General features: G+C 57.9%; 17 protein-coding genes. 7 read left to right on the plus strand and 10 right to left on the minus strand.

The window, feature by feature from the left end; all coding sequences use genetic code 11:
- Positions 1–28 precede the first annotated feature (28 nt).
- A complete protein-coding gene (locus B843_RS12805) occupies positions 29–835 on the plus strand; it encodes a PTS sugar transporter subunit IIA (RefSeq protein ID WP_025253885.1) in 807 nt (268 codons plus the stop codon).
- 12 nt (positions 836–847) lie between these two features.
- The gene (locus tag B843_RS12810) at positions 848–2425 is read left to right on the plus strand and encodes a PTS ascorbate transporter subunit IIC (RefSeq protein ID WP_025253886.1); all 1578 of its coding nucleotides are present in this window, start codon (positions 848–850) and stop codon (positions 2423–2425) included.
- Positions 2426–2541: 116 nt separating this feature from the next.
- Here B843_RS12810 and B843_RS12815 read toward each other — a convergent pair whose 3' ends face one another.
- The gene (locus B843_RS12815) at positions 2542–4326 is read right to left on the minus strand and encodes a GmrSD restriction endonuclease domain-containing protein (RefSeq protein WP_025253887.1); all 1785 of its coding nucleotides are present in this window, start codon (positions 4324–4326) and stop codon (positions 2542–2544) included.
- Between the two features lie 769 nt (positions 4327–5095).
- Between B843_RS12815 and B843_RS13635 the strand changes: the two genes are divergently transcribed.
- Together B843_RS13635 and B843_RS12825 are read left to right on the plus strand one after the other, a co-directional pair.
- Positions 5096–7888, plus strand: a complete 2793-nt coding sequence (locus B843_RS13635; protein WP_081751600.1) for a DEAD/DEAH box helicase — start codon at positions 5096–5098, stop codon at positions 7886–7888.
- Between the two features lie 176 nt (positions 7889–8064).
- Positions 8065–9012, plus strand: a complete 948-nt coding sequence (locus B843_RS12825) for a restriction endonuclease (protein WP_025253889.1) — start codon at positions 8065–8067, stop codon at positions 9010–9012.
- 437 nt (positions 9013–9449) lie between these two features.
- On the opposite strand, the gene istB is transcribed toward B843_RS12825, so the two are convergent.
- The gene (gene istB, locus B843_RS12830; RefSeq protein ID WP_025252294.1) at positions 9450–10247 is read right to left on the minus strand and encodes an IS21-like element helper ATPase IstB; all 798 of its coding nucleotides are present in this window, start codon (positions 10245–10247) and stop codon (positions 9450–9452) included.
- Positions 10244–10789 carry a Mu transposase domain-containing protein gene (locus B843_RS14330; protein WP_404825237.1) on the minus strand — a complete coding sequence of 182 codons (546 nt, stop codon included), beginning with the start codon at positions 10787–10789 and terminating at the stop codon, positions 10244–10246. The genes istB and B843_RS14330 overlap by 4 nt, the downstream gene beginning before the upstream one ends.
- Between B843_RS14330 and B843_RS14145 the strand changes: the two genes are divergently transcribed.
- On the plus strand, positions 10712–10918 hold the full coding sequence (locus B843_RS14145) for a hypothetical protein (RefSeq protein ID WP_244877334.1): 207 nt from the start codon (positions 10712–10714) through the stop codon (positions 10916–10918). The genes B843_RS14330 and B843_RS14145 overlap by 78 nt on opposite strands.
- Positions 10919–10966: 48 nt before the next feature.
- Positions 10967–12307, plus strand: coding sequence for an IS256 family transposase (locus tag B843_RS12840; protein WP_210766213.1), 1341 nt, complete (start codon positions 10967–10969; stop codon positions 12305–12307).
- On the opposite strand, the gene B843_RS13645 is transcribed toward B843_RS12840, so the two are convergent.
- The 5 genes from B843_RS13645 to B843_RS14040 form a co-directional block, all read right to left on the minus strand.
- Positions 12258–12899, minus strand: a complete 642-nt coding sequence (locus B843_RS13645) for a helix-turn-helix domain-containing protein (protein WP_280512675.1) — start codon at positions 12897–12899, stop codon at positions 12258–12260. The genes B843_RS12840 and B843_RS13645 overlap by 50 nt on opposite strands.
- A gap of 284 nt (positions 12900–13183) precedes the next feature.
- Complete coding sequence (locus B843_RS12845) at positions 13184–15739, minus strand: DEAD/DEAH box helicase (RefSeq protein ID WP_025253891.1); 2556 nt, start codon at positions 15737–15739, stop codon at positions 13184–13186.
- Between the two features lie 2 nt (positions 15740–15741).
- Complete coding sequence (locus B843_RS12850) at positions 15742–17589, minus strand: site-specific DNA-methyltransferase (protein WP_038595592.1); 1848 nt, start codon at positions 17587–17589, stop codon at positions 15742–15744.
- Between the two features lie 316 nt (positions 17590–17905).
- The gene (locus tag B843_RS12855; RefSeq protein ID WP_025253893.1) at positions 17906–18757 is read right to left on the minus strand and encodes a hypothetical protein; all 852 of its coding nucleotides are present in this window, start codon (positions 18755–18757) and stop codon (positions 17906–17908) included.
- Positions 18758–18911: 154 nt separating this feature from the next.
- Positions 18912–19055 (minus strand): hypothetical protein, encoded by a 144-nt coding sequence (locus B843_RS14040; protein WP_155895167.1) that lies wholly within the window; start codon positions 19053–19055, stop codon positions 18912–18914.
- A 151-nt stretch (positions 19056–19206) separates the two neighbouring features.
- On the opposite strand from B843_RS14040, the gene B843_RS12860 reads away from it, so the two are divergent.
- Positions 19207–19773 (plus strand): Panacea domain-containing protein, encoded by a 567-nt coding sequence (locus B843_RS12860; protein ID WP_025253894.1) that lies wholly within the window; start codon positions 19207–19209, stop codon positions 19771–19773.
- A gap of 526 nt (positions 19774–20299) precedes the next feature.
- Here the strand turns inward: B843_RS12860 and leuS are convergent.
- Together leuS and B843_RS12870 are read right to left on the minus strand one after the other, a co-directional pair.
- Entirely contained in the window at positions 20300–23167 is a 2868-nt protein-coding gene (gene leuS, locus B843_RS12865) for a leucine--tRNA ligase (RefSeq protein ID WP_025253895.1), read from the minus strand.
- Positions 23168–23464: 297 nt separating this feature from the next.
- On the minus strand, positions 23465–24169 hold the full coding sequence (locus tag B843_RS12870) for an ABC transporter ATP-binding protein (RefSeq protein WP_025253896.1): 705 nt from the start codon (positions 24167–24169) through the stop codon (positions 23465–23467).
- Between the last annotated feature and the right edge of the window lie 6 nt (positions 24170–24175).

Here is a 24175-nt window from a genome sequence, read left to right on the forward strand (position 1 = left end):
TGGCCCCATCAGTAAGAGGAGGACATCTATGTCCATGCTGAATGAATTGCTCGCGAAGGGCGCCGTGGATCTCCACGGCCGCGCGAGCACCTGGGAGGAGGCCATCCGCGCCGCGGGCCACCTCCTTGAGGACGCGGGTACCATCGCCCCGGCATACACCGACGCGATGGTCCAGTCCATCAGGGACAACGGGCCCTACATCGTCGTGGCGCCAGGCTTCGCGTTCGCCCACGCCAGGCCGTCTGAATCGGTGCTGAAAACGTCCATCTCGTGGGTTCGCCTCGACACGCCCGTCGAGTTCGGGCACAAGTCCAACGACCCGGTGAGCCTCGTCGTGGCGCTCGCGGCCCAGGATTCCACGGCCCACATCAACGCCATGAAGGAGCTGGCAAGCATCCTCGGCCACCCGACCGCCCGCGCGAAGCTCGACACGGTCGGCTCGGAGGAGGAATTGCGGGCGGTGCTCCTTGGCGTCGATAAGCGGGAAAGTAGAGGGGATACGGCCGCAACCGCGGCGGCGACCGGGCACCACGCCGACTCCGTCGCCTCCAAGGGCAAGATCTTGACCGTCTGCGGCAACGGGCTGGGCACCTCGCTGTTCCTGAAAAACACCCTTGAGCAGGTGCTCGACGAGTGGGGCTGGGGCAAGTACCTCTCGGTCGAGGCCACCGACACCATCTCAGCGAAAGGCCGCGCCAAGGAGGCCGACTTCCTGCTCACCTCCGGCGAGATCGCCGCAACCCTTGGCGACGTCGGCGTCCCCGTCCATGTCATCGAGGACTTCACCTCCATGCCCGAAATCGACTCCGCCCTCCGCGAGCTCTACGACGTGTAAAGGAGAACCATCATGGACGTCATACTCGCCATCGCCAACTTCCTCGTCAACGAGATTCTCTCCGTGCCGGCCTTCCTCATCGGCATCATCACCGCCGTCGGCCTCGCCGCGCTCGGCAAGGGCACGGGCCAGGTGCTCGGCGGCGCGATCAAGGCCACGCTCGGCTTCCTGCTCATCAGCGCCGGCGCCGGGCTGGTCACCGCCTCGCTTAAACCGCTCGGCGCCATGATCACCGGCGCGACCGGCGCCCAGGGCGTGGTGCCCACCAACGAGGCCATCGTGGGCATCGCCCAGGACCAGTTCGGCAGCCAGGTCGCCTGGATAATGATCCTAGGCTTCGTGGTCTCGCTCATCTTGGCCAGGTTCACGCCGATGAGCTACGTGTTCCTCACCGGCCACCACGTCCTGTTCATGGCCACGCTGCTGACCATGGTGTTAGCGCCCGCGGGCTACGCCTCGTGGGTCGTGATCCTGTTCGGCTCCGTGCTCCTAGGCATCCTCATGGTGTCGATGCCCGCGCTTGCGCACCCGTGGACCCGCCGGATCACCGGCGACGACTCCATCGCCATCGGCCACTTCGGCTCGCTCGGCTACATCGCCGCAGGCGCCGTGGGCAAGCTGGTCGGCGGCAAGGGGGCAAAGCAGTCCAAGTCCACCGAGGAGCTCAAGCTGCCTGAGGGCCTGCGCTTCCTGCGCGACTCCATGGTCGCGACCGCCTTGTCCATGGCGCTCATGTACGTGGTCCTCGCCCTGCTGTTCATCGCGCGCGCTGGCACCGACGAGGCCTTCCAGGCCTTTGAGGGCGGGGCCACCAACGTGGGCAACTACCTCATGCAATCGGTCACCCAGGGCCTGCAATTCGGCGTGGCCGTGGCCGTGATCCTCTTCGGCGTGCGCACCATCCTGGGCGAGCTCGTCCCCGCCTTCCAGGGCATCGCCGCCAAGGTGGTCCCCGGCGCGATCCCGGCGCTCGACTGCCCGATCGTCTACCCGTACGCCCAAAACGCCGTGCTCGTGGGCTTTATCTCCTCCTTCGTCGGCGGGCTCGTGGGGCTCGCGGTGCTCTCGCTGTGGCTCAACCCGGCCTTCGGCGTAGCCCTCATCCTGCCGGGGCTTGTGCCGCACTTCTTCACCGGCGGCGCGGCGGGCGTCTACGGCAACGCCACCGGCGGGCGCCGCGGCGCGGTCCTGGGCGCCTTCGCCAACGGCCTCATCATCACCTTCCTGCCCGCGTTCCTGCTCGGCGTGCTCGGCTCCTTCGGCTCCGCCAACACCACCTTCGGCGACGCCGACTTCGGCTGGTTCGGCCTCCTGCTCGGCTGGTCCTCGAAGGCCGGCGGCGCAATCGGCCTCGTCCTCATCGCCGTGCTTGGCCTCGCGGTGCTCGCACTCGCTTGGTTCACGCAAAAGAGGCTGGTCGAGGGCAACTGGGACCCCACACCTGAGCGTCCACGTGCTGGCTCCTCCGGTGGCGCCGGTTCCGACGACGCCGTCGCCCCGCTCGCGGCAGGCGCCACGGCCGCCTCGAGGAAGTATCCCAAGGTGCTGCCGCCCGCAGGCGCGCCGGTGCCGCCAGCGCGGATATCCTAGGGTAAGCAAGCGACTCGCGGTGGCGGGCCGCTTTGCTTTTGCTTTACGACGCCTACGGTTAGCGGACTAGGGGAGAGGGAACCCAAGAGTTGATCAGGTTCCGCAACTACTCCTCCTCAGAGCCTCTCATAGTAGCGGTGAATGTACTCGGCCATGAGCACACGGCGTTCCTCAAGGAATGCCTCGTAATTGGTGACGTCCGTGTTCTCGAGAGACATGGGTATCGCATTCTCGGCGAAGGTCTGGGCTAGCTCGGCTTCGGTCACGATCTCGCCTAGAGTCGCGGTACCAGTTGCGATTTGTTCCCGCACCTCACCAAGGTATTCGGCTGGTGTCCGGTTACCAATCCGAATGTTGATGCCAGATTCCGTCATGGCGAAGTTAGCGATCTGATTGTATTGCGACTTGTCGTTCAGTCCTTCCTTACGCAGGTACCCTTTCGGCACAAGGTGGTGAACATCGCCCTGGAGCTGGATGAGAGACTGCACGTCGTGTTGGCGTGAAAGAAAACCATGCGCTCGTTGGTTTACCTGAGCGGCAAGAAACACCTTGAAGTGAGGATTAATCGTACTGGACGATTGCAGACGCGCTGGCAGCTGGTGCTTCCAGAAGGCTTCCGAGAGCTCCGATTCCTCGAGTCGCTTGAGGGCCTCAACGGGGCCGAGCTTATCGATAGACGCAAGGTCTCGGTCGAATGCAGATTCGAAGGAACCCGTCGCGCGCCCTGTGAGCTGGAGCAACACGCACCACCGGCGGACGGTGTGATTAATCTCAGCCTCCGTGTGGCCTTTCGCGCGCATGTCAAGGAACAGCGCATAGGAAAAATTGACCGCGTTGGTTGAGGTCAACATTGACGGTGAGACAAACCCTGCCGACTTCAGTAGCGCGACGAACTTCTGGAATTCATATGGCCTAACGAAGCTCAATAGCGCCTTCTCAAAGGCGTCGTACGCCAACGGGATACGTTCTGGCTCAAACTCTCGCGTCTCTGGGTTAATGCCAGACAGCTCACGGACCACTGAGTTCATCCGCCCGCGACGGAATCCCAGAATGGCTGCCACACGAATGATGTCTACGTAACTGGGATCATAAAGATCTTCCGTATCATTCTTGAGCCAGGAAATCGCCCTCCAGTAGTCCGTTGCGGCGAACTCGGAGTCTTGCTCAAGATCCTTGAAGGCTCCCGGGTGTACAGCGAGGTGTGCGAAGTAGTCGATGAGCTTGCGCAGGTTACGCCCCTGCTCTCCGTTCGCGGAGATTTTGCTCATGACAAAGTCCGCCGCCGAGAGCGGAACGCCCTTTGAGTTAATTCGAACGAAAATCTCGGCAACGGTCTCGATATCGAGATCGTCGTTGAGGGAGATGATGCCGATCTGCGACTCAACTAGAGCATTTAGTTTTTGCAAGGAGGCATAAACCTTGTCCTCATCTGCCTCAGGGTTTCGGGACATGTAATCACGAAGCGCGGCAAGGCTCGCGGGCTTGTTAACCTGCTCGGAGATGTCGTAAATCCACTCCGGCTGCTTCCTGAGGACCGGCGTGGCCGTCTCAAACGACTCCGTCTGTGGGTTGAAGGCGATGATCACCCGCTCTGTCTTGTAGTTCTTGTTGATCACTTCCTCGCCTGCAATTGCCGCCCGCAGGGCCGTCACTCGTTGCTGTCCATCGATCAGAATATGCTGGTAGCCAGCATTCCCGCCGCCTTTGACCGGCACAGCCTTTGACTGCCAAGTAATGAGATACCCCACGGGGAAACCACGGTAGAGGGAATCCATGAGATCACGAACCTTGGTCTTCGACCAAACAAAAGGCCTCTGCATCTCGGGGATTGCGATGTTGTCGCTTTCGATCCAACTAAGCAAAGTCTTAACCGAATGCTGGTTTACCGCGTACTGCGCCATCTCATTCCTTCTCTTGAAAGTCATCCTGATCGCTGAAGATTCCAGACTGATCTTAACAACGCGGAGGGAATTACCTGCCCAAAGAGCGCAATTTGAGAAGATTCCGGCGTTTTTCTCCTGCAACTTCTGATCCCAGCATTCTCTCGTTTCCAAACCTTTGAAAGTGACGTATCAAGCCCCCGAATCTTGGGCTGAATTCTGAGTAGCTGCCAAGCGAGTTCGGTTGGAGACGCATATTGCCTGACCCAAGCGCGAGGTGATGGGCAGTCATAACCCAATCTCGGTGGAGGTCGGAATCAGCGAGAGTTCTCCATTTTTCTCATAGAACATGGAGGCCTCGCATCTCAACCGGCTGGGATGCATCTTAGGCATGGCTGGGGAGTTTGACACTCTTTCCACTCGGCGAGGAGGAGACATCGGATGTCTTTCCAGCAAGGTCCATCGCCCTGCGGAGACACTCTAACCAGAGTCATTCAAATCTCGTACAGATCTGACGGTTCTTTTTGACCAACGATGCCAGAATAAAGGCTAACCTATATGACACAGGCCCAGCTATCCGGTGGGGTCTGTCTTCATGCACGCCTATGCGCCACGAGGTTCAATGCACTTTCCCTCACACCGCCCCCCCTCAAGGCGGTTCTTCTACTCCGGCTTCTACGACGGTCTTAAGGCCTCGCGGCAATTACGAAATCCGTAGCAAGCCAAGTAGAGAGCCTCGTGCTACCTAAGATTTGAATTTCCAGAAAGAAAGCCTAGCCTCCGTCTCCCCATGATTTCGCAAGTCCATATCACCGACGAAAGACTGACAAAGCTTCGAGAGCTGCTGGAACAAGCAGAAAATATTCGAGGTGAACTCGAAAAGCTAAACAACAAGTTCTCGATCCGTCGGAAACTACAACTTAGTGTAGGAGGCAAAGATTTCCTCTTGATCCCCGCAAATGAGATAACTCTTCCGGAAACCTTGGCGATCAGGAGCAAGTATCGTAAGGATGTACCTAACCTTATGGACGAGATCAGCTCGCAAATCTCTGCTAATGCGAAGTTGATTGAAGACTTAAACGCCTATAGGTCGGCTGCGATCACTAGCGTACCGACGCCGCCAAAAGGATTCTTCAAAAGGCTTACATGGTCGCAACCGACAACTTGGCCAGAACTCGAAAGCTATCGAAAAGCCATCAGAAGCGTTTTCGAACACCCCACGAGGTCCGAGCTGCGCAGTTTCGTCAAAGGTTGGGATCCAAACATTGAAGTCGAGCTAAAAGAGGCCTTTACTCTTGGCAAGGGAGGGTATCAACTCAAACCAGAATATGAAGCTTCTCTTAAGCGCGCTGCTCATTGTTCTCCGAATGCTTCTGTCACATTGATCGCAGGCGACCACCTAGGTCGTGCGCTTAAAGCATGTGAGGATTTCACGAGCCAATCAAAGCCAAGCCAAGATAGTGGGGAAAACGCCACCGTTAGGGATATCCGCCAGCTTCTAGAAAGCTTGCGCCACGATCGTGCGGTTTCAATAATCGACCGTCTTGGAACGGAGAAACTACGCGAAGCAACCACCGAAAAATTGCGCTTGCCCTCAGGTCTTTCTGAGCGCGGAATCCGCTCCGTCGGTGACGTGTATCGGGCGAAGCTCCATCGTCTGCAAAGCATTCCGGGCATCGGCGAGCAAACCGCCTCGCGTATGAAAGCAGCAGCACAATCGCTTTACAACGAAGAACACAACTCAAATGACTACAGAATCGGCAGCTCAGGTGCCCCAGCCGAGAGGGAAATTGTTGCGTTACTTCGCGAATACCAAACGAAACTAGAGTCGACCGACAGAATTCGTCCACTATTCGATGCTTATGCAAGACCGTTCAGAAGACTAGTCATTAACGTCGACTGCCGCTCCAGAGATTTCATTCTGGTCGCACCCACCAAGGCCGATCAAAATGAGCTTCTTACAAGCCTAACCAAGCTAGGCGCCTGCAACCTAAGAACCCAACGCGCATCTTGGAGCCCTAGTGAATTGAGCTTGGCCTGGAAGGACTATCTTTCTCGTCCTGCAGAATTCCAGGCGCTCCTAGCCAAGCTACTTGGAGTTGATTCGACGGACGCGGGCCTCGAGTACTTAGACAAAGACACAATTGAGGCTATTCGCCGACTTAATCTGGACACAAGCTTAATGCGTGACAGCTACCTCCGTGGCTATCAGCTGTTTGCCGCAAAGTTCTTGGTAGTACAACGCAAAATGCTGCTCGGTGACGAAATGGGTCTAGGCAAGACCCTGCAAGCAATCTCCGCGGCCGCCCATGTCTGCGCCAAGAACAAAATGCGCAAGGGAACTGCCCGCGTCCTCATTGTGGCTCCCGCCTCACTCTTGATCAACTGGGAGCGTGAAATTCAGAAATTCTCGCTGCTGAGGGCATTCGTCGCACATGGTCAGCAGCGCGCCAGCGCCTCAAAGGAGTGGAATACTCGGGGCGGCATGCTCATCACGACGTATGAAACCTTAAGAACATTGGATCTTCGTGAGCCCACAATGGTGATTGTGGATGAGGCCCACATGATTAAGAATCCTGAGGCCCAGCGAACCAAGGCAGTGGTGGAGCAGCTCGAAGTAGCAGAGTACGCGATGCTTATGACCGGAACCCCCATTGAGAACAAGCTCGATGAGTTTTCCACCCTGCTAACTTTGCTAGATCCCGAGATGGGGCAGGAAAGCAGCAAAGTCACGAGCCCCAGAGAATTCAAGAGGATCATTGCCCCGTTATATCTTCGACGCAACCAATCCGATGTGCTCGATGAACTTCCCGAAAAAGTGGAAGCAACGGACTGGGTTGAGCTCACCCAACGAGATCGAGAAATCTATCGCGAAGCGATTGTAGACGGTGCTTGGATGGCGGCGCGCCGCGCCGCCATGATCAGCGGGCCCAATTCGGCAAAAATGACCCGCATCCGAGAGCTTGTAGAGGAAGCTAGGGAAGAGGGCCGAAATGTCCTCATCTTTAGTTACTTCAGGGATGTCCTCGATCTGCTTCAACGAGAATTTCACCAATGCAGCGTCGGCATAATTGACGGCAGCGTTTCAGCGGGACGCCGGCAAAAGCTTGTCGATGCTCTAGGGAATTCCGGTCATTTGTTGCTCGCACAGATCACAGCTGGCGGCGTGGGATTGAACATCCAACATTCCAGCGTGGTCATCTTCACAGAGGTGCAGGTCAAACCAAGTTTAGAGGATCAAGCTATCGCGCGTTCCCACCGCATGGGCCAGATTAACGTTGTAAACGTCCATCGCATCGCGGGGCGCAACACCATAGACGAACGACTGCTTGAAATCGTCGCGAACAAACGTGAAGTATTCAACAAGTTTGCCAGGGAAGCAGAATCCGCGCGCATTTACGACGCCAAGGACATCACCGAAATCAAGATCGCTCAATCCATTATTGAGAGCGAGCGTATTCGTTTAGGCATCCGTTCCACTACACCCGTAACTATCGGAAATCCAACCGATTCCGGCCAAAACGCATCGCCATCAGCAAAGAGTCCGAGCAGATCCGCGCAATCGAAACGGAACAATCGCTAGTTTAAGGAGGAAGAAAACACGCGACACCACAAGCGGAATTAACTGCGAGACCAATCGGCTTGCTCCAGTTTCGCGTATGCAACCTATCCAAGTACTAAGACCGCACTATGTCCTCTGTCTTACCTAAACTATTTTTAGTTATTTTTCCAAGACAACCGAAAGGATAGGCTCAGCACATGACTCTAGAACAAATTCCCACAATTGATGGTTTTAGGCCACTTATCCTTCGTGTCCTCAATGACAAGGAGGCTCGTCCGGTACAAGAAATCGTGACCCTGGTCGCAGACCTCGTTGGGCTTAGTCAAGATGCTCGCGCGGAAAGGGTGCCTTCAGGGGAGAAGCGCTATGCAAACCGAATCAATTGGGGACTATCGTCACTTACACAAGCAGGTCTTCTTGTTCGTCCAAAGAGAGCTTGGTACCAAATCACTGATGATGGTTTAGCCGTGGATAGGCGTGGGTTGACCACATATTCTGAAAAGGATCTGTTGGAATGGCCCAAATGGGTCGCCTACCAGGAGGAAATCTCCACACGCAAGAAGCCACAAGACAGTGAGCTCCCCGCATCTATATCCACGATCGGTGTGGACGTTGATGAACCTGAAGAAATCATGGCCAACAAGAGCCGCGACTTCAATTCACTAGTAGAAACCAATCTTCGGCGTCGGCTTCAAGAGTCCTCCCCCGCATTCTTCGAAAAGGCCGTTCTCGAGTTGCTCTGGGCTATGGGTTACGGTGGCGCCCACGGCTCCAAAGAACATCTTGGTCAAAGTGGCGATGGAGGTATCGACGGCGTTATCCGTCAAGATACTCTTGGATTGTCTAAGGTATACGTGCAGGCCAAACGCTACTCGGACGGCAACAACGTTGGCAGCGGAGAGATCCGTAACTTTATTGGTGCACTTGACTCAAAGGGATCGAATCAAGGTGTGTTCATCACCTCATCGAAATTCGCACCAGCTGCAACAACTACTGCAAACAATTACCGACACGGCACTATTGTCCTTATCGACGGCATCGAGCTAACCCGCCTTATGCTTGCCTACGGCGTAGCCGTGCAAACCCACCGCATCTACACGCTTTATGAGATCGACGAGGACTTTTTTGACGACTCGGACACATAAAGCGCAGTAATTCGCCCCGGACTGCCTTTGAATACAAAGGTCCTAAGCCTAAACAATCTAAAGGAGTACAGCCTTGGCATTCCGAACCTCCATATTTTCTGATGCGATTTGCCGGTTACATCAGCTGAGAAGTCAAGACACTGGTGCCCTCGGACATTTTCAGAACAGACAGCTCAGCTGCTAGTTCTGAATATCAGCCTCAATTCTGTGGCAAGAAGCCTCAGATTTGGGCTACTTTTGCACCTTTACTGAGACCTCGACACACGACAGGTGTTTTCCGAAATAATTCCTCGCTCACAGACTCGGCATATGGCCGTAGTAAGAGCAGCCAATCGTCGGATTAGGGTTTGGAAATCTAACAAGAGGCCAACTGTCAGCGGCGGTTGAAATGTAGCCCAGTTTCGACGGTTGAAATGTAGCCCAGTTTTTGTGTGTGGTTAGTTTATCTGGTGTTCTCGCTCGGCGGCGATCGAGGGGAGTATGTCTTCATGTCCTGTGATGCGGTAGCTGTTTCCTTTGTGGGTGAAGATTTCCGCGTGGTGGACTATTCGGTCAATCATTGCCGCTGCGATAGTCGCGTCACCGAAGCATTCACCCCACCTGGAAAACGGCAGGTTAGATGTCATGATGAGCGAGGCTTTCTCGTATCTGGTCGACACTAGCTGGAAGAACAGGTTGGCGGCTTCGGCTTCTATGGGGATGTAGCCCACCTCGTCGACGATGATGAGGTCATAACGGCCCAGCTTGGCTAAGAGTTTCGGCAGACTACCTGTGGAGTGGGCGTGGGTGAGTTGCTGCACCCAGCCGGCTGCGGTATCGAACAGGACTCGGTGGCCGTGCCGTGCAGCGATGACCCCTAGCCCGATGGCCAGGTGGGTTTTCCCTGTCCCGGGTGGGCCGAGGAAGATGACATTGCAGCCTTGAGCAATCCACGCAGATGTCTCCAACCGGGCGATTTTGGCCCGGTCGATGGCTGGCTGAACCATAAAGTCAAAGTCTTCAATAGTCTTGATGTGGGGAAAGCCTGCACGCTTAATCCGTGCCTGCGCCCCTGATGCCTGACGGGCTGAAGCCTCAACAGACAAGACAGCGGCTAGGTACTCTTCATAGGTCCACCCACCGTCACGGGCTTGTTCGGCCGTGTCATGGTAGGTGCTGCGGATGCGTGGGGCTTTGAGCACTGTGGCGATGTGGGCTAGCTCGGCATCGATTTGCTTGTAATTGATGGCGCTCATGCCGAGTACTCCTGCCAGCCGGTCAGTCGGTCATAGACGTTTAAGTCCGCCGTTTCTACGACAATGTCTCCTAGACGCGGTGTGGGTTGTGCAAGCTGTTGGCGCATCTGTTTCGCCAACCTCTGATGCTGCGGGTCGGTGACCGTGTGGTTTTTGCCCCACACCCTTTCGTGGTCGGCAACAATCAACCCGGTGCCATCGGTAACTAGTACCCGATCGAGTTGTACAAAGATGGTGACAATCTTGCCGATGGCTGAAGGCGATACCGAGTACCGATTAGCGTCCACAGACACGTAGTAGTTCCTCGGTAACCGTACCTGCCTGGTCAAACCGGTCTGCGGTGGATACGGGGGAAGCGGATTCATAGCAGCCTTGTCGACTACCCATCGGTCTACCGGGCGTTGCGCCAAGCTGGCGTGCACACGAGTGTTCGCAATCGTGTCAATCCACCCATCAAGCTGTGCTTGCGCGTCCTGATGATCGGCAAAGTGCCGGCCGGGGAAAAACGATGTTTTCAGGTACTCGTTGTGGCGTTCGACAATGCCTTTCGTTTCCGGATCCCTCGGCGGGGCTTGTTTGATGCGCACACCCAACGTGCCGGAAAACCCGACGACCTGATCGACGAGGCGTTTCTGGCCGATGCCGGATTCGTGATCCCAGAGAGTGTCTGATGGTTTGTGTGTGGGTGCCCGACCCGCATAAGGAGATAGACCAGAATGATGACTGTGGCACGACGAGACCCAGCCGATAAGGCCAAGATTGACGCAATCGAGCAGAAGCTGCTTGCTAACCCAGAAATCGCGAAGTTGATTGATGAGCTCGGTACCTCTACCACTGATGCGAACGACCTAGTTCGAGGCATGTTACAGGCCTCGATTACAAGGGGTTTGAACGCTGAAATGGATGCCCACCTGGGGTATCAGGCTGGTGATCGAGACGGTAAAGCCGCTGTCGGTACGGATAATCACCGAAACGGCAGCTACCCGAAGACCATTGACTCGAACTACGGGCCGGTCACCGTGGACGTCCCAAGAGACAGAGCTGGCACGTTTGTCCCCACGATGGTGCCGAAAGGCTCGAGGCGTTTAACCGATATCGATGATCTGATCATCAGCTTGTACGCAGGTGGCATGACAATCCGTGATATCCAGCATCATCTCGCCACCACGATGGGTGTGGATATCTCCCACGAGACAATCTCGGCGATTACCGACGCCGTACTTGATGAAGTCATGGTGTGGCAAAACCGCCAGTTGGATGAGTTCTACCCAGTCATCTTCCTTGACGCGTTGCGAATCAAGGTCCGTGATGGGGGCCGTGTGATCAACAAGTCTGCGTACATGGCCATCGGAGTGGATCTCGAAGGAATCAAGCACATCCTGGGCTTGTGGATCGCCAAGGAGGAAGGAGCATCGTTGTGGGCCCAGGTGTGTTCCAACCTCGCTAACCGCGGTGTCAAAGATGTCTTCATCGTCTGCTGCGACGGGCTCAAAGGCCTACCAGAAGCCGTGGAATCCACCTGGCCTGGGTCCATGGTTCAAACGTGTATCGTGCACCTGATCAGGGCGGCAAATAGGTGGGTTTCCTACGGGGATCGTAGGGCCGTATCTGCAGCGTTGAAAAAGGTCTACACCGCACCGGATGAGCCAACCGCTGCCGCAGCCTTGGATGAGTTCGAGGCGTCTGAACTAGGTGAGAAGTACCCGAGGTCGGTGAAGGTGTGGCGGGATGCGTGGGAGAGGTTTACCCCGTTTCTGCAGTTCCCACCGGCTGCGAGGAAGGTGATCTATACGACGAACTCGATTGAATCTTTCAATAATGAGCTGCGGAAGGCCACCCGGAACAGGGTGCAGTTCACTAATGATGAGTCAGCGATGAAGACGCTGTGGCTGATGATCTGCCATATCGAAGACAAACGAGCAGTCAAGCGGGCTAGGGAAGGCAAACGCGTCTCCGCCTCTGCTGGCCGGCTCGTGGAAGGTGGACGGGTTGCCGGATGGAAACACGCCATCAACCAGATGGCTGTGGCCTACCCCGACCGCTTCGACAAATACATGTAAGATTCAGCCCCACACACAAACAACTTGACACCCTCTGATCCCACAACAGTTGCTTGGGTACTACGCCAAAACGTTGCTGAAGCAACAGCCACATCCCAGACACCAGATCACCGGTTGTCCTAGTGGGAAGAACACACGCGGCCATGAACCTGGAATACGATGCCACCATCACCAACACCGGGAACACCCCCGCGTGACCGTGCGTATCGGGGATACCGTCATCGGGGAACATGAGGTCACATTGAATCTGCACACCTGGCTTATGGTCGAGGGCATCGACTGGGTCGTGGGGGAGATACTCGGGGCGAATTCGCCGGATGTTTTCCCTAAACCACGACATCGAGCCCTGCCAGGCGACGCGCTGTGCAATAACCGTGGCTTTCATATCAGGGACCTCGTCGAGCAAGGCCCTAACTTCCAGTTCCACCTCGTCAAACGCGGTCTTTTGTGGAGCTCGTTTCGAATACGACGCAGGTGTGTTGCTGGCTAAGGCCCGCTCTACCGTCTTTTTCGCGCAGCCAACTGTTGCTGCGATCTTGCGAATCGACATGCCATCTTTGCGCAAAATCCTGATCTGCGCCCAATCATCCATGCAAATCACCCATCCAATTCTTCTCGGATGGGCTACTTTTCCACCGTCATTCTTGGGCTACTTTTCCACCGTCACTGACACCAACAACTTCACGTCGCATTCACTACCCTGCTGCAAATGGCAGCCCAGCATCAGGTGGTAGATGGAACTGGAAGTTCACCAAAGGCCGTAGGCTAACAAGACTACGAAAAGCCGGAACAGGCAATTTGAAACTTAACCATTTTTGCTTTTAGGTCGACTCTTCGGCGAGAAGAAGCAGAAGACAGGGGCGATCGAGTTTTCTCTCACACGAGCGGTCGCACCACTCCGTCCATCGAAACGAGGTCGGCAAGCGACTCGGCGCGCTTAATGTCGCCCTCGAAGGCGAGCACGTAGCCCCATGCTTGGCCGATGAACTCCGGGTGGGCGACGAGCATCCTCAAGACCTTTTCGGTCGCAGAACGCTTGGCCAGCACCACCGCGTCGTCGCGCATGTCCTCGCGCTTGCCCTCGATAATCCAAAAGGTCCCAACCTTGTCACAGACCACAAAGTCGGGAATGTAGTTGTCCCTCGTCGTGTACGCAATATGCGCTCCGGACTCTGGGTAAATGCGCGTCCACCACTTTACGTCCGAGTCATAGTTCAACATGTACGCAAGCGCATACTCCGCCGAGTAGGAGTCGAACTTTGCGGCCTCAAACAAACCTTTGTTCCACGTGCCGTAGTGGCGACCGGGCATAAAGCCCGTGGATTGCTTTGTTGCGTTGTGCCCAACGGCAAGCTGCTCAAACACCTTCTCACCCAAGGGCAGTTCATACGAGCGTGTCACCGGCACTCGCTGCGGGCGCACCTCAACTTCCGTCAGCGTGTTCTTTGTCGCGGCCTTCTTCGACTCTTCGGCAACCAAGCGACACAGCACCTCCACCGCAGACTGCTTCGCCTTCTCCGTCCATTGGGTAATGCCCGTCGCCTCCATGAACCTCGGAACAATCGACAAGCGAAGCTGCGTGTCGTTGTCTTTGGTCGGTTCAATGCCGCGTGAATGAACCACCCTCCGGATCAACTCGCGCTTCACGGCCTCCGTAGACTGACGGAAACTCGGCACCGCCTGGCGGTCGAGCTGGTCACCGGCAAGGCTACCTTCTTCGGTAGCGACAATGGCGGTGCGCTCCAACTGCTCTTTAGCGTCATGCACCTTCTTCGCCGCGTCCTCAACCGCCTGCAATTCAATATCCACCAAAGCGAACGCGCGCTTCGTCTCCACCATGGCCGACGTGGGGAACAAGAACGACGTGTCAGCGAACTGCTCGTTGACCCTCACCGTCACCGGCTTCACCACAACAGGCGGCACAATAGGCTTGTCGTCACCAAGAGGAGCAACGACCAACGGGTTCGGCACCGAAGCAGGGTACGGCGACGTCGCACCGCCATCCGTCTCGATGCCCGTCTCGGTGGGCAAACCACCACCCGTTGAGGTTTCCAAACCGCCGCCGAACGGCGAAACGCTATTCCCACCGGGAACCGCGTCGGGGTCTACCAGCGTCGGCTGCTTAGGCATGTCCTCTTCGATACCGAACTCGCGCAGCACATTCTCCGACTCAAGAAGAGACACGAAGCTCTTGTGGGAAATAATGTCCAGCTGGTCAATAGCCGGTTCGTTCGTCTTCTTCTCAAACGGCAACCGCAACCCGCGACCCATGACCTGTTGGGTCAGCACCTCCGACCCCATTGCGCGCAGGGTGCACATGACCGCGATCCTCTTCGTGTCCCAACCCTCGCGCAGCTTATTCACCGACACAATGGCACGAATAGGCGAGTGGTCAGCGTCCAAATTCGCCAAGAGTGCCTGCGTCGCTGCGTCGTCGTGCTGGTTGTCCACCTGCAAGACCGAACGCCCCAACGTCGGGCTGTCCGGGAAGTGGGTGTTCTTGAGGTATTCCGTCGTTTCCGTTGCGTGGTTCACATCGGAACACACCACAAACAGCAACGGTTTCGTCTGCTTACCCTCGGGGTGACGGGCGCGGTAGTCGGCGTACTGCTCTTCTTTGAAGCGTAATAGCGACACCGCGTCTTGAAGCTGGCGTTCCGACGAGTCGTAACCAGACTTCCGGTACACCAACACCGGCTGCTTCACGTAGCCGTCCACAATGGCGCGCCACAGCGGGTACTTGAACACAATGTCATCGTTGCTGTCCGGGGACGCGGTAAGCCCCACGGTGACCGCAGGTTTCAGGTTCGTCAGCGACGAACGGAACACCTTCGCCGACGAGCCAAACAGGTGCGACTCGTCCGCAATGACCACGAGGTCGTCCATGTCGATAAGCCGCTGCGCCAAGACACCAGTGTCCTCCTGGAACAAGTAGACCTTGCGGCGTGCCGCTTCCATGCCTGTTGCAACAGACTTACCACCCTCTTTTGGCGGGAACAGCTGTTGCACGTTGAACACGAACACAGTCGAAGCACCACCGTCGCCAAACAGGTTCTCTTGTGTTCCGACAACAGTAAGCTCGCGCATACTGTCCGGGGTCACCACACGCGGCGGAACCTCGAAACCACCGACATAGCGGTTCGAGCCTTCTCGAAGGTCACGCACCGTCTTGTCTTGAACGACCGTGCCGGGAGTAACGACCATGACGTTTCGCACGCTCTGCCTGCGCAGGTACTCAATGAACGAAGCCATGACATACGTCTTGCCGGCACCCGTCGCAAGGTTCATCACCAGTGGTTCCCGCGGGTCGAACTCGCCCGACTCAATGCGCTTTACCAGCGCAGACAGCGCTTCCACATTCGGGGTGCGCAGGTCGAACCTCGTTGCCAGTTCGGCGACAAGGTTCTCGTCATAGGAAACCGCAAAAGACATGGCTAGTTCTCCTCCTGGTCGTAGTCGAACGGGAACAGGTCAAGCGGCACCGCGACCACGCGGGAACCATTCTTAAACGTGCGGACGTGCTCACGCACGCCCTCGTCGAGCACCGTCGCAGCAATAACGGCACTGTGGTTGCCGGGGAGGTTCGCCATAATGTCGTCCACCTTCCTACTGTCTAGGACACCCTCAACAACGCATAGCAACTCGCGGTTTCGCTTGCCAACAAAATAGGGGTTCTCGTCGCTTAAGAAGAAACCCAAGTGCGCCGCCAACGACCGGCACAGCACATCACCCGTCGCCTCGGGCGTAAGTATCGTGTACCCGACCTCCGGGTCATAGTCGAAACACGTCGGCGAGAGCTTCGCAACGGTGAATGCACCGCCGCCGCGCCAGTTCACCGTGTCGGGGGACTTAGCGGTCTTGGAGAGGGCTTTCAGTAGTTTTACGTCGGCGGACTTCTTGAGAGCGTCGTTGTCCTTGAGGAGCTTGTTTAGCGCCGAGGTGAACTTCTGCGCCTCGTCCGCCGTCATGCCCTCCGGTAGTCCGTCCTCCGTTGCGTCCACACGCTCACCCTTGGACGTGGAAATACCACCCATGTCCTCGCCACGAATGACCTTCTCAAGACGCGGGCGAGTAAACCGATTGAACGTGTCCTCCACCAGCTCGCACGTCACCCAGCGCCGCCCCATTTTCTGCGCAACAGCGGCGGTCGTACCAGAACCAGCGAACACGTCCAACACAATGTCGCCGGGTTTCGTGGCAATGTGGATAATGCGCTCTAGTAGCCGTTCGGGCTTGGGAGTTGCAAAAACGTCACTCTTGGTAAAAAAGCTGGAGACATGACTTTTCGCTTCGTCGTTTGTACCCACCTCATTTGCCAACCAAGTTGTGGGCGGCACCAAGCCATCTTTTTCGTTTAAGAATGACTTGACTCTAGGGCGTCCACTCCCGTTTTTCGGGAAATGAATTCTGCCGTCTCTTAACAATGCCTTGTAACCATCTTCAACTGATCCCCAGCAGCGGCCTTCAGGCGGAAGGTAAGTCACTCCAGTGGGAGTAGTTATTGAATACATCTGATTTGGGCGAAAACCCTGAGCAGTAAAAGGTGAGCTAGTCCAAGGACCCCGAGGATCTTGGTCGAGATTACACCCGTCCTCTTTTCTCAAGAGCTTATTTCTGTGCATTTTCCACTCAACGTTGTTGAGTTTTCCGTAAACCAAGATGGTGTCATGATCGCTACTGAACGCGGCACGATTTTCGCGAGTCGTTCGTTTTTGCCAAGAAATCTCAGCCAAGAAGTAATTCATGCCAAAAATCTCGTCCAACAGCATTCTCATACGGTGGTTCTCCACGTCGTCGAGGTGCACCCAGATCGAGCCATCATCGCTGAGCAGGTTCCGCAGGTGAACAAGGCGGTCGCGCATCATGGTCAACCACACGGAGTGTTCGAGGTTGTCCTCGTAGTTAGTGAACGTCTGCGCGGTGTTAAAGGGTGGGTCAATGTAGACGCACTTCACTTTGCCGAGGTACTTGGCCTTCAACTCGGGTACTCGGGTTAGCGCTTCGAGAACGTCTCCCGACTCGCCGAGAATAAGCAGGTTGTCTTCTTGTGGCGTGAGGTCGGCGCGCTCCGAATAAGTCGTGCCGTCTACCTTCTCGGCCTGCGAGCCGACAACCGTCTCTCCCATTTCAAGGTAGTGCGTCTCGCAGTAACGCGGATCACGAGGATCAACCCACGTGTAGCCATAGCGTCCACGTTCCGTCGGGATCAGTGCACGATCTTTGTTATACCAAGTCAGTTCTAGTTTTTGGGCGCTCACAAGCAAGGTCCTCGACGAGTTCATGCGTTATCGTTTAACAAAATCCCATACTATCGGAGGGGGTTAGTGATACCCATTTCGGTTGTACTTTCGAAAGAGTTTCCTTTCGCTTGATCCACTGTAGTCATAGCCGCGATGAAACGCGTGAGTTGATCACATGAAAATCCTGAAGGAAGACTTGCGAAGGCAGAGAATCCACTAGATGGCCTTCACCATGACTAAGAGGCGGTCACGAGACGTGTATCTTGCGGACGGGACTTTGAAAACAAGGCTGATAGTGCCTTCATAAGGCTCAGTTAGGAAATCATGAATGCGGGAGTTCTTAGCTGTCGTCGTCTCCCTACGCTTCAATGTTTTGCTGGAAGTCGTTGAGCATACGTCCTAATCCAATGAGCCGATCTATAGAAAAACGTAGACCCTCCAACAGGTCTGAGGTTGCATTTGAGTCGCGATACTTTGCCAAGGCAAACCCTCCCGCAGTGACGGCCCTGGCCGCTTCAAAAGCGAAAAACAAACTATCCAGCTCCAACTGAGTTGGGTTTACTCCCGCAACAAGGAACTGATAGTAGGCACGCCAAGCATTGTGGTGGGTGTAACTGCACAAATCACCGTAAAGGTCCTCGCCAATCACCCCGTTGAGCGTCATACGCACCATATCCGAATAGCTGACATCCTCTTGTTTTAGTTCAAGAATGGTGTGCTTTGCGGTGTATCGCTGCACTACAGTGTTCAATTCCTGGTGCAACTCAGCGAGTCCACCCAGAGTATGCACTTTGTCGCGGGTCATTCCGCTGCGGATGGCTCGGGCTGCCCGGACCGTTCGAACCTCTGGCGAATCTTCGTCACGGTTAATAAACAGCAGCAGTGCGACGTTCTCAATACAACTGCGGGCGAGGGGAGCCACCGTGGCCGGAGAAGTGAATCCGTGTTCCATCATCTGACCAATTTGGTGAAGATTTGCTCCTGCAACCTGAACAATTGCTCGGGAGAGCTCGTCAGGCAGGCGCGCAATGTTGCTAATCGAAGGGTCAAGGTTCTTGTTCACTGTATCGGTAGTTTCTGGCCCCCATTCGGGTGTCGAAGTACCGATCTTATTGACGAGATTGGCTATGCCGGTGACGAGGTAAAACACCTCATTCTTAAGGGCCGCCATCTGTGGATCGAGATTTGAAGGTTCGCTCGTGGTCATCATGAGTTTGATTGTGCCAGTTCTGGCCAAAGGCCTCGTTTACCGTGTGGGGTCACTGTGAGCTGTTGTCGCTGTGAGCATCGGGATGCACACGCCAAGTAGGGCGGAGCCAACCCCCTCGGCTGGCTCCGCCCGCTTTAGCGTCGACAAGCAACTGCTACTTCACCACCAGATTCACCATGCGCCCCGGCACGACGATCTGCTTGACCAGGTTCTTGCCCTCCACGTGCGCCTGCACGTTGGCATCGGCGAGCACGCGCTCGGCGAAGGCGTCCTGCGCGGCGTCCGCCGACATCATCACGCGGGCGCTCGGCTTGCCGGTGATCCGAGTTAGGACTTCCCAATCAAGATCGGCAAAGGGCAGGTTAGTCCTCTCCTATTCCCAATGGCGTCAATTCAGTGTAAAATCCCTGTTCCCAGCCTTTAAGTACGTAGGCCCCGGAAGGAGCATCGTGGCCAACATTCTTGACGTCGGGCAGTACATCGTCGAACTGCGCGGCGGCAGGGTTGATAGGCACAAGCTGGCCAAGCTTTGTTTCTTCGCTCAGGGGTGGCATTTGGCGTGGACTGGGAAGCCTCTCACGGACAGTCGCTTCCAAGCTTGGAAGTTTGGGCCTGTGCCCACAGAGCTCGGCCGGTTCAGTATGGTGGCCGAGGGGTCGAATGATGTGACGGGAATCGTCAACGGTGACTCTTCACGTCTGAGCGACTACGAACACGCGGTGATCGCCAGCATCGTCGATTTCTACGGCGACATGGATTTCGCTACCTTGACGAAGCTCAGCCATGGCCTGTCGTGGGAAGAGGCTCGCCAAGGTATTCCCGAGAATGCTCCTTCGAGTGAGAACCTCAGCGTCACCACCATGCTGGAGGAATTCTCCCATCTGGTTCATGACGGCGGGGAGCTGCCGCAGGCCCCCACGCTTAACGAGGATCTTGATCTTGAGGCGGCCTTGGCAGCCTCCGAGCTGGTTGAGGCCGATTGGAAAGCAACCTTTCACCTCTTGGCCACCCGTTAACCCGTGACCATCGCTAACGAAGAAGAGTGGGTTCAGCTACTCACGATCCTTGCCCTCAGGCTCAACCAAGAGTGCGGAACGCGGCAGAATGGCTCGTCCCATGATGAATACGCGGGATTCGATTAAAATGAAGGCGCTTTGAGTTCTGCCATCGCAGCCCCATTTCAAAGCGTTTTCGGTCCACGTTATGAATCGGTTTACGACCGCGCAGCCGCGTTGATGGCTCACGCATTTAGAGACGGGATAAGCGGACCGCTCTCAAGCGGTCCTTGGTGTATCTCACCATGAGGAGTTTCAGGGTGGTGCCTCCCAACGCTGAGCTTGGTGCTCAGCTCGTTGAGGAGTGCGTGCTGGCCAACGGCAGCCAGTTCGAACAGGTGGTCGTCGAGGTCAGCACACGCCTCATCGCTTGGGCAGCTCCAGACCGGATTGCGCGCGGGCATCGAAGGAATGCCCGAGGGTGAAAAAGGCGAGGCCACCGGCATGGGTTGGCCTCGGCTTGAGCTATCGCTAGGTTTCCTAGCCCTTACTTCACCACCAGATTCACCATGCGCCCCGGCACGACGATCTGCTTGACCAGGTTCTTGCCTTCTACGTGCGCCTGCACGTTGGCGTCGGCCAGCGCGCGCTCGACGATGGCGTCCTGCGCGGCGTCGGCCGGCACCATGATGCGGGCGCGGACCTTGCCGTTGATCTGGACGGGCATCTCGATCTCGTCGTCTTTGAGCCACTTCTCGTCGAAGGTGGGGAAGTCGACGAAGGTGATGGTGTCCTCGTGGCCCAGGCGGGCCCACAGCTCCTCGGCGATGTGCGGGGCGACCGGGGCGACCATGATCACCAGCGGCTCCACGGCGGCGCGGGGGGCACCCGCGTTCTGCGCGCCGTACGCGCGCGTGAGGTAGTTGACGTACTCGATCGCCTTGGCCACCACGGTGTTGATCCGCAGGTTCTCGTAGTCGTCGCGGATGCCCGCGATGGTGCGGTTGAGCTGCTTCAGGTCGTCGTCGGTGAGTGCTGCGTCGGAGACGGAGAGCTCGCCGGTGTCCTCGTTGACCACCAGGCGCCACAGGCGCTGGAGGAAGCGCTGGGAGCCCACCACGTCCTTGGTCGCCCAGGGTCGGGAGGTGTCCAGCGGGCCCATGGCCATCTCGTAGACGCGGAGGGTGTCGGCGCCGAAGTCGCGGGCGATGTCGTCGGGGGCGACGGCGTTCTTGAGGGACTTGCCCATCTTGCCGTACTCCTGATTGACCTCCTCGCCCTGGTAGTAGAACTTGCCGTCCTTTTCCTCCACCTCAGCCGCGGGGACGTAGACGCCGCGGGAGTCGGTGTAGGCGAAGGCCTGGATGTAGCCCTGGTTGAACAGGCGTCGGTACGGCTCGCGGGAGGAGACGTAGCCCAGGTCGAAGAGGACCTTGTGCCAGAAGCGGGAGTAGAGCAGGTGCAGCACGGCGTGCTCAACGCCACCGACGTAGAGGTCCACGCCGCCCGGGTCGTTGGGGCCGAACTTCTCCGGGCGCGGGCCGGTCCAGTAGCGCTCGTTCTCGATGTCGCAGAAGGCCTCGTCGTTCTTCGGGTCGATGTAGCGCAGCTGGTACCAGGAGGAACCGGCCCACTGCGGCATGACGTTGGTGTCGCGGACGTACTGCTTCGGGCCGTCGCCGAGGTCCAGGGTCACGTGCGTCCAGTCGGTGGCCTTCGCCAGCGGCGGGTGCGGCTCGGAGGAGGCGTCGTCGGGGTCGGCGGCCACCGGCTTGTAGTCCTCGACCTCAGGCAGCTCGATGGGGAGCATGGACTCGGGCAGCGCGTGCGGCAGACCGTCCTCGTCGTAGACGATGGGGAAGGGCTCGCCCCAGTAGCGCTGGCGGGCGAACAGCCAGTCGCGCAGCTTGTACTGGATCTTCTCCTTGCCCGCGCCCTGCTCGGCCAGCCAGTCGATGGCGGCGGCGATGGCCTCGGCCTTGCCCAGGCCATTCAAGTCCAGGCCGCGGTCGTTGGCGGAGTTGATGTGCGGGGCATCATCGGTGAACGCCTCGGTGGAGACGTCGCCGTCGAGGACCGGGATGATCGGCAGGCCGAACTCGGTGGCGAACTCGTAGTCGCGGGTGTCGTGGGCGGGCACGGCCATGATGGCGCCGGTGCCGTAGCCGGTGAGCACGTAGTCGCCGATGAAGATCGGGATCTCGGTGCCGTTGACCGGGTTGGTCGCGTACGCGCCGAGGAAGACGCCGGTCTTCTCCTTGTTCTCCTGGCGCTCCACGTCGCTCTTCGCGGCGATCGACGCCCGGTAGGCGGCGACCGCCTCCGCCGGGGTGGCGGCACCGAAGGTCCAGCGCGGGTCGATGCCTTCGTACGAGCCCGTTCCACCGGCCACCAAGGCGTCGACAAGCGAATGCTCGGGGGCGAGCACCATGTACGTTGCGCCGAAGAGGGTGTCGGGGCGGGTGGTGAAGACGGTGATGTCGTTGCCCTGCGAGACGAAGTCCACCTCGGCGCCGCGGGAACGGCCGATCCAGTTGCGCTGCATGGACTTGACCTTCTCGGTCCAGTCCAGGTACTCGAGGTCGTCGATGAGGCGATCCGAGTAGGCGGTGATCCGCATCATCCACTGGGAGAGGTTCTTGCGGAAGACGGGGAAGTTGCCACGCTCCGAGCGACCGTCGTGGGTGACCTCCTCGTTGGCAAGCACGGTGCCCAGTCCCGGGCACCAGTTGACGGTGGAGAAGGAGCGGTAGACCAGGCGGAAGGAATCGACGACCTTGCGCTTGTCCTGCTCAGACAGCGACGCGTACGGCGCGCCGAACTCCTCAGGGGTTGCCACCTCGCCGGACTCGAGCAGCGGGATGAGCTCCTCGATGCGGCGGGCCTTCTGCTGCTCCTTGTCGAACCACGCGTTGTAGATCTGCAGGAAGATCCACTGGGTCCACTTGTAGTACTCGGGGTCCGTGGTGGCGAACTTGCGGCGGCGGTCGTGGCCGAGGCCGAGCAGGCCCAGCTGGCGCTCCATGTTGTCGATGTTGGCCATCGTGGTGGTGCGCGGGTGGGTGCCGGTCTGGATGGCGTACTGCTCGGCGGGCAGGCCGAAGGCGTCATAACCCAGCGTGTGCAGCACGTTCTTGCCCAGCATGCGGTTGAAGCGGGCGAAGACGTCGGTGGCGATGTAGCCGAGCGGGTGGCCGACGTGCAGGCCGGCGCCGGACGGGTACGGGAACATGTCCTGAACGAAGAGCTTGTCCTTGGGCAGCGGCTTGCCGTCGGCGAGCTCGCCGACCGGGTTCGGGGCGTTGAAGGTGCCGTTGTCGATCCAGTACTTCTGCCACTTCTTCTCGATGCCACCCGCGAGCTCCGGGGTGTATCGGAAGGAAGGTCCTGCCAAATTCTCGCTCGGATTAGTCATGGGTAAACATAATAGTCGCTCCCCGCCCGGCACGCGCTCATCAGTGCACCGTTACCTGCCGAAACCCGGTTTTCAGGCGTCGGTGTTGCTCGCTTTCCGACGCCTACGGCTCGTGGCGTTTGTATCCCCGAGATGACCCTCAATGATGGAATGTTTCCGGCACCCCGTGGGAGAGTAATAATCCCAGTTCAGGGCGTTTATCGGGCCGGGACGGGCGGCGTATTCCATCATTCTTGATGGAATGATTAAATCATTTTGGAGGGGTTCCAAAATGATTTAATCATTGGCGCATCGGGCTCACGCCGCCGGCAGCTTGTCGAGCACCCGCGGGCGGCCGTCGACCATCTCCACGACCTGGTCGGCGGCGGCGAGCTGGCTGCGGTCGTGGGTGATCATCATGGTGGCCACGCCGAACTCGTCGGTGACCCGGCGCAGCAGCTCGACGATCTCGCGCGAGAGGCGCTGGTCGAGGGCGCTGGTCGGCTCGTCGGCGAGCAGGAGCTCGGGGCTGCCCATGAGCGCGCGGGCGATGTTGACGCGCTGGCGCTGGCCGCCGGACAGCTCCGCGGTGCGGCGTTTGCCGAAGCCCTTGAGCCCCACCTTCTCCAGCAGCTCGTCGGCGCGCTCGGCCCGGGCCTTGAGCCTCCCGCGGCGCAGGCCGCGGATGTGGTCGGTGATGAGGAGCTGCTCGCGGGCGGTGAGCGATCCGAGCAGGTTGGGGGACTGGAAGACCACGCCGATGTGGTCGCGGCGAATGGCGGTGCGCTTCTTCTCGCTGGCGTCGTGCACCGGGATGCCCGCGACCTCCACCTCGCCGCTGGTGGGGGTGACCAGCGCACCGGCGACCGAGAGCAGCGTGGACTTTCCGGAGCCGGACTCGCCGACCACCGCGGTGAGCTGTCCCGGGAGCAGCTCGAGGGAGGCGTGGTCGAGGGCGGTGACGGTGCTGGTGCCGTCGGGGTAGACGACGGAGACGCCGCGCAGGGAGAGGACGGGGTTCATGATTTT

This window comes from Corynebacterium vitaeruminis DSM 20294, from assembly GCF_000550805.1.
GTDB classification, from domain to species: Bacteria; Actinomycetota; Actinomycetes; order Mycobacteriales; family Mycobacteriaceae; genus Corynebacterium; species Corynebacterium vitaeruminis.